11 protein-coding genes, 1 tRNA gene and 1 riboswitch are annotated in these 12748 nt (G+C 41.4%); of the genes, 3 read left to right on the top strand and 9 right to left on the bottom strand.

All coding sequences use genetic code 11. The annotated features are described in order from the left end of the window. Window positions 1-18: 18 nt before the first annotated feature. Both KXJ59_RS08660 and KXJ59_RS08655 read left to right on the top strand, forming a co-directional pair. The gene (locus tag KXJ59_RS08660; RefSeq protein WP_295203313.1) at window positions 19-711 is read left to right on the top strand and encodes an HAD family hydrolase; all 693 of its coding nucleotides are present in this window, start codon (window positions 19-21) and stop codon (window positions 709-711) included. After that, entirely contained in the window at window positions 708-1331 is a 624-nt protein-coding gene (locus KXJ59_RS08655; RefSeq protein ID WP_295203311.1) for a chloramphenicol acetyltransferase, read from the top strand. The genes KXJ59_RS08660 and KXJ59_RS08655 overlap by 4 nt, the downstream gene beginning before the upstream one ends. A 6-nt stretch (window positions 1332-1337) precedes the next feature. On the opposite strand, the gene porQ is transcribed toward KXJ59_RS08655, so the two are convergent. The 7 genes from porQ to KXJ59_RS08620 all read right to left on the bottom strand — a co-directional run bounded on the left by porQ (window position 1338) and on the right by KXJ59_RS08620 (window position 8835). Beyond that, window positions 1338-2372 (bottom strand): type IX secretion system protein PorQ, encoded by a 1035-nt coding sequence (porQ, locus tag KXJ59_RS08650; protein ID WP_295203309.1) that lies wholly within the window; start codon window positions 2370-2372, stop codon window positions 1338-1340. Window positions 2373-2632: 260 nt separating this feature from the next. After that, entirely contained in the window at window positions 2633-5035 is a 2403-nt protein-coding gene (gene lon / locus KXJ59_RS08645) for an endopeptidase La (RefSeq protein WP_295203306.1), read from the bottom strand. Window positions 5036-5257: 222 nt separating this feature from the next. Further along, window positions 5258-5437 carry a hypothetical protein gene (locus KXJ59_RS08640; RefSeq protein ID WP_295203305.1) on the bottom strand — a complete coding sequence of 60 codons (180 nt, stop codon included), beginning with the start codon at window positions 5435-5437 and terminating at the stop codon, window positions 5258-5260. A gap of 81 nt (window positions 5438-5518) precedes the next feature. Beyond that, the gene (der, locus tag KXJ59_RS08635) at window positions 5519-6832 is read right to left on the bottom strand and encodes a ribosome biogenesis GTPase Der (RefSeq protein ID WP_295203303.1); all 1314 of its coding nucleotides are present in this window, start codon (window positions 6830-6832) and stop codon (window positions 5519-5521) included. A gap of 59 nt (window positions 6833-6891) precedes the next feature. Continuing rightward, on the bottom strand, window positions 6892-7764 hold the full coding sequence (era, locus tag KXJ59_RS08630) for a GTPase Era (RefSeq protein WP_295203301.1): 873 nt from the start codon (window positions 7762-7764) through the stop codon (window positions 6892-6894). A gap of 212 nt (window positions 7765-7976) precedes the next feature. After that, window positions 7977-8048, bottom strand: a tRNA-Met gene (locus KXJ59_RS08625). Between the two features lie 55 nt (window positions 8049-8103). Then, on the bottom strand, window positions 8104-8835 hold the full coding sequence (locus KXJ59_RS08620) for a head GIN domain-containing protein (RefSeq protein ID WP_295203300.1): 732 nt from the start codon (window positions 8833-8835) through the stop codon (window positions 8104-8106). Window positions 8836-8916: 81 nt separating this feature from the next. Further along, window positions 8917-9019: riboswitch (TPP riboswitch) on the top strand. Window positions 9020-9080: 61 nt separating this feature from the next. Between KXJ59_RS08620 and KXJ59_RS08615 the strand changes: the two genes are divergently transcribed. Then, a complete protein-coding gene (locus KXJ59_RS08615; protein ID WP_295203299.1) occupies window positions 9081-11456 on the top strand; it encodes a TonB-dependent receptor plug domain-containing protein in 2376 nt (791 codons plus the stop codon). Window positions 11457-11542: 86 nt separating this feature from the next. Here KXJ59_RS08615 and KXJ59_RS08610 read toward each other — a convergent pair whose 3' ends face one another. Beyond that, complete coding sequence (locus KXJ59_RS08610) at window positions 11543-11848, bottom strand: rhodanese-like domain-containing protein (RefSeq protein WP_295203298.1); 306 nt, start codon at window positions 11846-11848, stop codon at window positions 11543-11545. Between the two features lie 21 nt (window positions 11849-11869). Then, on the bottom strand, window positions 11870-12712 hold the full coding sequence (locus KXJ59_RS08605; protein ID WP_295203295.1) for a PASTA domain-containing protein: 843 nt from the start codon (window positions 12710-12712) through the stop codon (window positions 11870-11872). Window positions 12713-12748: the final 36 nt, after the last annotated feature.

The raw sequence follows: 12748 nt of genomic DNA, 5'->3' as shown, positions 1-12748 counted from the left end.
AGGATCCATCTTATTGTTATGAATGACATAAAAGTAATTGCATTTGATGCTGACGATACCCTCTGGGTAAATGAACCTTATTTCAGGGAAACAGAAGACAGGTTTTGCGAGTTACTGGAAGATTATTTGCCACACCATTCTATTGCCAGAGAGCTACTACAGGTAGAAATCAGGAATATCAATCTTTATGGTTATGGCGTAAAAGGATTTATGCTGAGTATGATTGAAGCAGCCATGGAGCTTTCCCAGAAAACCATTAAAGTAGATGTAATTGAAAAAATTATTGCACTCGGCAAGGAATTACTGGAAAAACCCATTGTTTTACTCGATGAGGTAGAAGATGTATTACAGGCCTTACATGGTAAATACAAATTGGTGGTGGCAACAAAAGGTGATTTGCTTGATCAGGAAAGAAAGTTGAGAAAATCGGGGCTTGAACATTATTTTCATCATATTGAAATTATGTCGGAGAAAAGAGAAACTGATTATCAGAAATTGTTAAAACACCTCGATATACAACCGGCTGAATTCATGATGCTGGGTAATTCATTAAAATCAGATGTACTGCCTGTATTGGAACTGGGAGCTCATGCTGTGCATATACCCTATCATACCACATGGGCACATGAAACCATTGATAAAGACATCGATCATCTGAATTTCAGACAGGTTGAATCGATCAAAGAAGTATTATCTTTCCTGTTGAAATGAAAACTTTATTAGACATTGAAAGCTGGAACCGGAAAGACCAATTCAGGTTTTTTAGTCAGTTTGAAGAACCTTTTTTTGGCCTAACAGTACATGTAGACTGCACCAGGGCTTATCATACAGCCAAAGAAAACAATTACTCATTTTTTCTTTATTACCTGCATGCTTCCCTTAAAGCCGCCAACGAAACAATCCCTTTTCGTTACCGTATTGAAGACGGGCTTGTATATGTTTACGATCAGGTAAATGCATCTCCCACTATTAACCGGCCCGACGGAACTTTTGGGTTTTCCTATATGAATTATCATCCCGACTTTTCTGTGTTCAGTGAACACGCAAAAGCTATCATAGAAGAAGTTCGTAGTAGTACGGGATTAATTCCTGCGGTATCGGGTGAGAATGTGATTCATTATTCATCTATACCCTGGCTCAATTTCACCAGCTTATCACATGCCCGTAGTTTTAGTTTCAAAGATTCATGCCCTAAAATTTCTTTTGGCAAGATGATGGAACAAAATGGCATCAAACAAATGCCGGTTTCCATTCATGTACACCATGCCTTAATGGATGGATTTCATGTAGCACAGTTTGTAGAAAGGTTCCAGGAATTATTATTACAGTAATAGTAATCAGAAAGCATTCCCTTTCAGATTAAAATTCAGAGAAAACTGATGAAAGAGTTGTCGCTGGTAAAAGCCAGTTGCATAGCGAATATGTATTTTAGGCAATATTACAGCAGTGCCCAGTGTAAAACCATTCAGTCCATTACTGATATTGAATCCGTTTAAATCCTGTCTTCGCTGAAAATTATACCCAGTTGTCAGTTCAATTTTTTCGTGGGGAAAAAACTGTGCGGCTATTACCACATGGTTGAATATTTTTTGCAGGGTATTTTTTTTTGTAAAATCATCATCCCCTTCTCCTGCCCTGAAACTGGTATCGTTGTAAAAATTATTGAACCGGTGAAGATCATGAAAGCTAATTGAGAATTGAACGGGTGCATTCTCCAGTTTTTTAGTAACCCCTGCCTGTAAGTCGAAAGGCAGTTCTTCTTTTCTGCCAGTGCCATCATAAGTGCTGAGTTGGGTACCCATATTTTTCACCACAATACCCGCCTGTAGTCCTTTATCGGTATCATGATAGTTCAAAGCTACATCCATTGCTATTCCTGATGAACGATACTGACCATAGCCTGAATGTATAAATTTCAAGGTGGCCCCGTACCACCATTTCTCCTTATGGCTACGCGATGCCATTACCTGCACCACATAATCTCTTGGTCTGAAACTACCCGATATATTCCCCGAGGCATCGGTCTGGTCAATGTTTCCGTAGTTAAAATAATTGATGCCGAGTCCGATATTGGTTTTGGCTTCTTCCAGATACCAGGCCCCTGTAAGGCTATAATTACTGATACCGGCTACAAATGCGTTAAAAGAAGTGTTCAGTTGCTGGTGCATCTCTTTTCTGAGCAATGCAGGATTCTGAAATCCCATGCCTACATCTTTTCCCGGTGCAGAAACATTGAGCCCCCCAAAAGCCGACAACTGTGCTGTATTAGACTGTTTGAGAAAATTAAATACCGCATTACCTCCCAAAGTCTGAGAAATACCTATATGAGACATAAGGCATAGGCTGCATGTTATAAGGAGTCTGTTTTTCAATACATTCAAAACTAATATAACTGTAGGAAGAAAAATGAGGCTGTTTTCAATTTTATCAGAACTCTAATACGCTCTCTGCGGTGAATGAATAACTCCGTTCACCGCAGAGAACAGGAGAACAGGAAGAAGACCGCAGGGAAAAAAGAATCCCCCATTGAGATGGGGGATTTTAACCCTTAAAACAACCAACATGAAGAAAATGTTGATGTTTAAATAACAAGTATCACGGCTAATGGTTTAGCCGGTCCATAATTTTAATGTCATACCAGTGCAATATCTACTACCTGCTGCATGCTTTTCACATAATGAAACTGAACGCCCCTGATAAAATCGCCTTCAATTTCCTTTACGTCTTTTTCATTTTGTGAGCAAACGATTATTTCTTTTAAACCGGCCCGCTTAGCTGCCAGCACTTTTTCTTTGATCCCGCCAACGGGCAATACCTGCCCGCGGAGTGTTATCTCGCCCGTCATAGCCAGGTAAGGTTTTACCTTTCTGCCGGTAAAAGCAGAAGCCAATGAAGTGAGCATGGTAATACCGGCACTTGGACCATCTTTAGGAACAGCACCTTCCGGCACGTGTATATGAATAGATTTTTTACCAAACTCTTCAGGGTCGATCCCATATTTTCTGGCATTGGCCTGCAGGTAGCTAAGTGCAGTACTTGCGCTCTCTTTCATTACATTGCCCAGGTTACCGGTCAGTTTCAAATCACCTTTGCCTTCCCCTAATATGGTTTCTATAAAAAGAATATCACCTCCAACATAAGTCCAGGCAAGTCCTACAGCCACACCGGGCATATTGGCCGTTTTATAGATTTCATTGCTGTACCTTGCCTGACCGAGAATTTTTTCAATATCAACGGCTGTGAGAGTTGTTTTGATTTTATTTTTAATAGCCAGTTCTTTTGCCTGGTACCGCATGATGGATGCCAGTTGCCTGTCGAGCTCACGAACCCCGCTTTCCCTGGTATAGTTTTCAATAATTTTTTCGATCACTTTATCATTCATCTTAACCGTTACCTTACCTAATCCATGTGCTTCTTTTTGTTTCGGCAGTAAATGACGTTTGGCAATCTCTACTTTCTCTTCTACCGCATAACCACTGAGGTCGATGATCTCCAGTCGGTCGCGCAATGCAGGCTGGATATTCTGGAGATTATTGGCAGTTGCAATAAACAAAACCTTACTCAGATCGTATTCGAGTTCGAGGTAATTATCGTAAAAGCTGTTATTCTGTTCCGGGTCGAGTACTTCCAGTAGCGCAGAAGAAGGATCCCCACGGAAATCGTTTCCGATCTTGTCAATTTCATCGAGAATCATTACCGGGTTCGATGATTTGCATTTCCGGATATTCTGAAGAATACGGCCGGGCATTGCGCCGATATAGGTTTTGCGATGACCACGGATCTCACTTTCATCATGCATACCACCTAAACTCAGGCGAACGTATTTACGTCCAATGGCATGGGCAATAGAACGTCCTAAAGATGTTTTACCAATACCCGGAGGACCGAGAAAACAAAGAATCGGGCTTTTCATATCACCCTTCAGCTTCAATACGGCTAAGTATTCAAGAATACGGCTCTTGATTTTAGACATGCCATAATGATCAATATCTAATACTTTCTTGGCGTTTTTCAGGTCGTAATTATCATCCGTATGCTCATCCCAGGGAAGATCCAGCATCAGATCGAGATGGTTATAGACCACAGAATAATCCGGGGTGCTGGGATGCATTCTTTCCAGTTTCTCAATACCTGTTTTAAAAAGATTTTTGGCAGTTTCGGGCCATTTTTTACCCTCTGCTTTTTTCTTCATTTCGGCTATCTCCCGTTCATTGGTATCGCCACCCAGTTCTTCCTTGATGCTTTTCAGTTGTTGCTGAAGAAAATAATCGCGTTGCTGTTTATCTATTTCAGTGCGGGTTTTATTCGTCACTTTATCCTTGAGTTCAGCAAATTGTAACTCCCGCTGCAGTATATGGATCAGTTTTTCTGCCCGTTCGTGTATATCATGTATTTCCAGCAAGCCCTGTTTTTCAGACAGGTCGCTGTTGAGGTTACTGCTGACAAAATTGATGAGGAATGAAGGGTTTTCAATGTTTTTGAGGATGATAGACGCTTCGGTAGGCAGATTGGGAGACAACTGTATAATTTGCGTGGCCAGGTCCTTAATACTGCTTACAATGGCGTTAAAGTCTTCCTGCTTGGGTACTTCATCATCTGCCAGCATACGGATAGATGCCCTGAAATAAGGATCTTCCGAAACGATACTAAGCAGTTCAAAGCGTTTTTTACCCTGTATAATGATGGTGGTACCCCCATCCGGCATTTTAATGAGCTTGACGATTTTGGCAATGGTACCAATGGCACAAAGGTCATTTGGCTCAGGATCTTCCACATTGGCATCTTTCTGGGCCAGCACACCTACCAGTTTATCCTGCTTGTAAGCTTCATTTACTGCTTTAATGCTTTTGTCCCTGCCTACTGTAATGGGTAATACCACACCCGGGAAAAGAACCGTATTACGGAGGGGTAAAATAGGGAGTGTGTCCGGAATTACGGTATCCTTATCAAAATCACCATCATTTTCATTGATGGGGATGATGGGCATGAAGTCTGTATCGTCTTCTGATCTAAAAAAAAGTTTCTCGTTCAACATAATTCGTTTTCAATCTTAAGCCAGATTGGCATGAATAGCCAAGCTGTTACCTATTAGGTAAGTCGGCAAAAATAAGTCAATATTGGTGCCACGCAGGTAAAAATGGGGCGATTGGTACAAACTGTCGCAAAAAAAATCTCCCGATAAAATCGGGAGACCTTTTATCCCGATAAAATCGGGAAGCTTCTTGCAAGAAGTAATATTGTCTAAAAACAAATACTACTAGTGAGCAGCTGGAGCAGCAGTTGTGTCAGCAGTTGCTGTAGTGTCAGCAGGAGCAGCAGTTGTGTCAGCAGCAGGAGCTACAGTTGCAGTTGTGTCAGTAGTAGCTTCAGTTGTTTCACCTGAATTACATGCAGCGAAGAAACCTGCAACAGCTAAAATTGCGAATACTTTTTTCATTGTACTTGTTTTTTTAAGTTTTTTTGTTTGGGCGCAAAGATAATCGTCAAATTGTCTTTTGCAAACTTTTAACAGCTTTTTTTACTTCTTCCTGAAAAATATGCGAACCGGTACTCCCTTAAAATTAAAGCTGGTACGCAGCTGATTCTCGAGATAATTGCGGTATGGCTGTTTAATATCATCTGGATAATTGGTAAAAAAGGCAAAAGATGGCACCACGGTTGGCAGTTGTGTCACATATTTAATTTTTACCGTATTACCCCTTACAACAGGTGCATGGTATGCCTGCACTGCTTTGAGCATAATATCATTCAACTGAGAAGTTGGAATTTTTCGCTTCTTGTTTTCATACACTTCCAGTCCCATTTCTATGGCTTTGAAGATCCTGGTCTTATCCTTTACCGATATAAACAGCACAGGAACATCTGTAAAAGGAGCTATTCTTTGCTTTAAAGTTTTTTCGTAATCACGGGCTGTATTTGTCTCTTTTTCAACAAGATCCCATTTATTTACGAGTACCACTATTCCTTTACCCTTTCTTGTAGCCAGACTAAAAATGGTTACATCCTGGGCGGTAATTCCCTTATCAGCATCCAGTACGAGCAAACACACATCGGCTTCATCCATGGCTTTAATGGCCCTGATGATGGAATAAAACTCCAGGTCATCTTTTTCCTTGCTTTTTTTACGGATACCAGCCGTATCAATCAACATAAATTCTTTCTGGAAGAGTTTATAATGGGTATGAATGGTATCGCGGGTGGTACCGGCTATATCACTTACAATGGTTCGTTCTTCGCCAATTAAAGCATTCAGCAGGGATGACTTTCCTACGTTGGGCTGACCAATAATAGCGAACTTGGGTAAACCATCATCCTTTGTGGTATCTTCTGAATCCTCGGGAGAAATACCGGCAGCTATAGCATCCATTACCTCACCTGTTCCACTACCTGAAATACTGCTAATGAAGAAGTTATGAGCGAAACCTAAACTATAAAATTCAGTGGCTTCGAGTTCGCGGGTGCCATTATCCACCTTGTTTACCACTACATAAACCGGCTTGGTAGTTCGCCTTAGCAAATCGGCCATTGCCTCATCCAGATCGGTTATACCTGTGGCCACATCTACCATAAAAACGATGGCATTGGCTTCATCAATGGCAATTTTAACCTGTTTCCTGATCTCTTTTTCAAAAATGTCTTCGGTATTGGGCACAAATCCACCTGTATCAATGAGGTTAAACACTTTCCCGTTCCAGTCGGCCATACCATACTGGCGGTCGCGTGTTACGCCGCTGATATCATCCACAATGGCTTTCCTCGTTTCGAGCAAACGATTAAAGAATGTACTCTTTCCCACATTCGGTCTTCCAACTATTGCAACTGTATAACCCATAATGCTATTTTTATTCTACTAAATAATTAATTAAATATTTTAACTAAATGATTATCAATTTATTGGTATCCGTATTCATTCAACTGTAATTCATTATCTCTCCATTTCGGTCTTACTTTCACAAATAGTTCAAGAAACACTTTCTGGCCAATGAATGCTTCAATATCTACTCTGGCTAACGTACCTACCTGTCTGATCATCTTTCCTTTTTCGCCAATAATGATGGCTTTCTGGCTTTCTCTTTGTACAATAATATCGGCCTGAATTTTGACCAGCCTATCTTTCTCCTTAAACTCATTTACCATCACTGCGGTATGGTAGGGTATTTCATCGCCGAATAACTGGTAAATCTTTTCCCTTACCATCTCTCCTACAAAAAACTTGGTGGGCAGGTCGCTCAGGTCGTCTTCGTTATAGAATGGGGAACCTTCGGGTAAAAATGCCAGGACTGCATCGAGTAATTTTTGCAAATGCACTTTTTGGAGTGCCGATATCTTTACCAATTGCCTGCAGTAATTCTTACCGGCAAAAAAAGCCTCGGCTTCCGCAATCTTTCCGTTGGCTGCTGTATCAATCTTATTCAGTACAAGGATCGCTGGTACTTTTAGCCGGAGTCCGCTGAATATGGCATCACATTCCTGGAAATCGTCATTGGCATCTACCATGAGCAGGGCCAGATCGGCATCCTCGAGTGCACTTTTTACAGAGGCCATCATTCTTTGATGAAGCTTGTACTTTGGGTCGATGATACCGGGTGTATCTGAAAAAATAACCTGGTATTCACCGGGCTTGTTTAAAAAAGCCTTGATCCGGTGACGGGTGGTTTGGACCCTTGGCGACACAATTGCCATTTTCTCACCCACCAGTGCATTAAGCAGGGTACTTTTCCCGGCATTGGGGCGACCAAATATGTTGACAAATCCTGATTTCATAATAAGTTGGGAAGTCGGAAATTCCGGAAGACGGAAAGAGGAAACTCAGATGAGAACGAAACAATAAGATGTGAAAATGATCCTTACTAAACCCGCATCTTTCATTATTCAGTATCCAGAGAAGCCCCTAGCCGAATTACGAGTCATTCTGACTCAAAATTATACCTTTTTAATACAAAAGGCCTCCAATCTGAGGCCTTTAGATTTTTCTGTTGCGAGGGAAGGGATCGAACCTCCGACCTTCGGGTTATGAGCCCGACGAGCTACCGCTGCTCTACCTCGCGATGTAATGGGGTGCAAAGGTAGGGCTGTGCAACTTCTCCTCCAAATATTATTTAATTAATCATCAGATTTGCGCTTTATAGTGGCACCTCCACTTGTATTAATATCCCTGATCAGTCCCTCACCTTTATAATATATGGCACTGGCCCCACTGGCTGTTGCATTTAATTCTTTATTTACCGTTACTCTTACTACTGATGCGCCTGATGCGTCTACCTTACACTGATCGGCTCTAATATCGTAGCCTCTTATATCACTGGCGCCATTGGCATTTACACCCAGCATTTTTACAGTACCATTTACAGTAATGCGCGATGCCCCGCTGGCATCCAGTTTGAGGTCTGATACTTCAACATCTCCCTTAAAATCACTGGCACCCGACATTTCAATTTTCAGTTGCTCCTGTTTTATTTTTCCTGATACTTTTACATTACACGCGCCGCTGGCTTCTATACTATTCAGTTGTTTGAAAGTTACATAGGCTTTCATTTTATGATTGCCCCATTTTTTCCAGTTCAATCCTTTTCCATCAAAATAAATACGCAGGGTATTGCCACGCATTTCTGTACGTATGCGGGTTATGATTTCATCAGAACTTGCACTTACTGCCACAGCATCTTCTGTTCCCTGCGACAGGTATAGATCGATAGCACCTGATACATCAACAGCTGTAAAACCTTTGTAGTTCCTCACCTCTGCATTACCGTCATATACCAGGTTTTTCTCTACCTGAGAAAAAGCAGGGAATATAGCCATTGAGGCCAGAAAGAATATAAATATCCGCTTCATAAAAGGGGTTTTGTGTGTAACGGGTATCATCGGTTAAAGTTACAGTTGGGGGTAATTTACACATTTACTACTTTTGCACCAGATCATTCCTCGGGGTGCTTCCTGATATAATCGGGAGGCTGAGATAATACCCGTTGAACCTGAACAGGGTAATTCCTGCGAAGGGAAGGCGTACATTTTTGGTCGTACCTCTCTCCTATTAGCTGTTCCCCTGTTCCCATTTGTAAACTTTTAAACCATTAAAAATGAAAAAGTTTTTGGGAACAATGTCGCTGACATTCCTCATCCTGCTCGTATCCGGGCAAAACAAAAACCTGGTTCGCGGTAAAGTTACCGACAGAACCAATCAACAACCTGTTGCCGGTGCAGTGCTATCGGTTAACAATTTTCAAACCACTACCGATGAAGCCGGTTTTTTCTCGCTCACCTGGTCGGGATCGGCCAAAACCAGTTTATGGGTAAAAAGTCTGGGGTATCGAGACAAACAGATTGACCTTTCTTCTGCTTCACTTAATGAGCTGAAGATTGAACTGGAGCCTGGTAGTTTATTTCTTCAGCCCCTGGAAGTAAGATCCATTCGTGCAGCAGACAAAGCACCTTTTGCCAAAACCAATCTCGGGAAAGAGGAAATCGTTAAAACCAATCTTGGCCTGGACATTCCTTTTCTACTGAACCAGACTCCTTCTGTTGTTATCAATTCCGATGCAGGCAATGGTGTAGGTTACACGGGCATCCGCATTCGTGGTACCGATGCTACCCGTATTAATGTTACCCTTAATGGCATTCCCTATAATGATGCGGAAAGTATGGGAACATTTTTCGTGAACCTGCCTGACTTCTCTTCTTCAGTAAACAGTATTCAGGTACAGCGCGGTGTGGGTACTTCTTCCAATGGTGCTGCTGCTTTTGGGGCAACCATCAATCTTTCTACCAATGAGTATAATGAGAAAGCGTATAGTGAACTCAACAATAGTTTTGGTTCATTCAACACGCGTAAACATACTTTAAAAGCCGGCACCGGTTTATTGGGTAAACATTTCACACTTGATGCAAGAGTAAGCAGTATTCAAAGCGATGGTTATATTGATCGTGCCAGCAGCGATCTGAAATCTTTTTATATCAGTGGCGCGTGGCTCAGTAAAAAATCTTCGGTTCGTTTCAATGTATTCAGTGGCAAAGAAAAAACTTACCAGGCCTGGTATGGTGTTTCGCAGTCTTTGCTTTCAACCGATCGTACCAATAACCCCGCCGGAACAGAAAAAGCGGGTACTCCGTATGATAACCAGACCGACAACTATACACAAACACATTACCAGTTGTTCTTCAACCATGCGTTTAACAGTTTATGGTCCTTACAAACCGCCGCTTTCTTAACCCGTGGTTATGGTTACTATGAAGAATACAAAGCAGATCAGCGTTTTTCAAATTACGGATTACCCGATCCTATTGTTAGTGGCTCACCTGTTACAAGAACTGATCTTGTTCGTCAGCGCTGGCTGAATAATTATTTCTATGGACAGAATATTTCTTTGCAGTACCGCGAAAAGGGAAATGAATTAACACTCGGAGGTGGTTGGAGCACTTATGAAGGTGACCACTATGGTACTTTACCCTGGCTGCAAACAGGAACTGCTCCTGCTGGTTACCGGTACTATGATAATCCTGCACTGAAAAAAGATGCTAACCTGTTTGCCAAATGGCAGCAACGCTTTACTGATCATTTTTTTGGTTTTGTTGATGTGCAGTACCGTCATGTATCACATCATATGAAAGGGTTTCAGAATAATCCTGCATTGGTGGTAAAGAGAGAATTTGATTTTTTCAATCCTAAAATCGGTATCACTTACAGAAAAAATAACTGGCAGGCTTTTATCAGTTACGCCATTGGACAGAAAGAACCCAACAGGGATGATTTTGAAGCGGGTGTAACCAGCCAGCCTAAATCAGAAAAACTACAGGACCTGGAATTAGGGGTTGAATTCAAAAAAAGCAATTACCAGTTTTCAGCCAACCTGTATTATATGAAATATGTAAATCAACTGGTTTTAACCGGACAGATTAATGATGTAGGTGCTTATACACGTTTTAATGTTCCTGAAAGCTATCGCCTGGGCATTGAACTTCAGGGTGGATGGAAACCTGCAGAATGGCTATCAGTGGGCGGAAACCTTACGCTGAGTAAAAATAAAATCAGGTCGTTTACTGAATACACAGATAATTATGATTCAGGCAATCAGGATGCAGTACAAAGAAGCAGTACCGATATTTCTTTCTCTCCCGCTGTTGTAGGTGGGTCACAGATTATGTTTTATCCTGTTCAACAATTTGAACTGGGCTTAATTGGCAAATATGTGGGGAAACAATATATGGATAACAGCCAGTTGACAAGAAGTGAACTGAAAGCTTTTACCACACAGGATTTCCGTGTTGCTTACAGTTTTAGCTACAAGGCATTAAAGCAGGTACAACTGATCGGGCAGATCAATAATTTATTCAATAAATTATATGAGCCCAACGGCTATAGCTATAGTTATACAAGTGGCGGGGTGTTCTATACCGATAATGGTTATTACCCAATGGCCGGAAGGAATTTTATGATTGCAGTGAATCTGAGGTTTTAAAACAGAAGAACTGAGAAATATCGAATACCCAATTTCCAAATTAGGAGTAATAAAAGTTGGATATTCGATATTTCTCTGTTTTTCTGTTATTTATTCCTCTCTTGCCAGGCCAGCATACCGCCTGTTACATTAACTACATTTTGGTATCCCATAGTTCCGAGGATGAGACAGGCTTGTCCACTTCTGTTTCCGCTGCGACAATACACATATACGGTTTCATCTTTCAGCTCTTCAATATCATCAACCTGCATGGTTTGCACCTTGCCTAATGGAAGGAGGATACCACCAATATTAAATTCGGCATGTTCATGGGGTTCGCGTACATCTACCAGATGAAGCGTTTCACCATTATCTATTTTTGCCTTGAGCTCTTCTACAGTAATTGTTTGCATAGTAGGAATAGTACTTGTTAATTAGTTTTGGTTAGGCGGAGGAATAATTCTTCCTGTATCGCGTATGGGGGCTATACTGCTGATATAAATATCCATCAGTTGTCCCTGTCGAATTTTATTTGGTGTGCGGCTACCGGCTTCATCCAGCATATCTGATAAATATTCCGGGCTCTGTCTTACTACAAATGCGGTAGCAGAATCACGGATAGCGCCAAGGGCCACTACGGCTCCTACATTAATACTCATACTGGACAAGTAAGAACGGGCTTCTGATAAAGTCATGCCGATCAAATTGGGTACATCCATTTCATTACCACCCAATCCGCTTCCCAATACAAAACTGATGGTAGCGCCTAATGGTACTTTATCGCCTTCTTTTACTGTAACACCATTATACAACTGTTCTAATACTGAGTTTCGGGCGATATCGGGTTTATAGGTAACCGTACCCATTTTCAGTTGAAGACTTTGCAGGTAAAGCTCTGCGCTCTTTACCGAATACCCTATTAAACTGGGCATTTCTACCTGTGGTGGCACCATTCGGTTTACTGTGAGGTAAATGGTTCTGCCCGTTTTTACGGAGGCGTCGGCTTCAGGGGTTTGCCTTACTACTGCCAGCTTGGGTATGCTGTCTACATAAACAGAATCCTGTATCTCTACTTCAAATCCGGCCTGTTCCAATAACTGAGTAGCGGCTGTTACTTCCTGTCCTGTTACAGAAGGAACTTTGGTAATATTACCGTAACCGGTGATCCATCCCAATAAAGAGAAAAATAAAATGATCAGGATCAATATAATACCTAAGCCTGCCAGGATATTCACCCAAAGGGGCTTTTCTGTTATTTTCTGTATGAATTTTTTCATGCCTTGGTGCAAACCTAAAATTAATCTGCAGAATAA

The sequence above is a fragment of the Sediminibacterium sp. genome, from assembly GCF_019264485.1.
GTDB lineage: Bacteria > Bacteroidota > Bacteroidia > Chitinophagales > Chitinophagaceae > Sediminibacterium.
The sequence above is the reverse complement of the archived record's forward strand: the minus strand, read 5'-3'. Positions and strand labels throughout refer to the sequence as shown.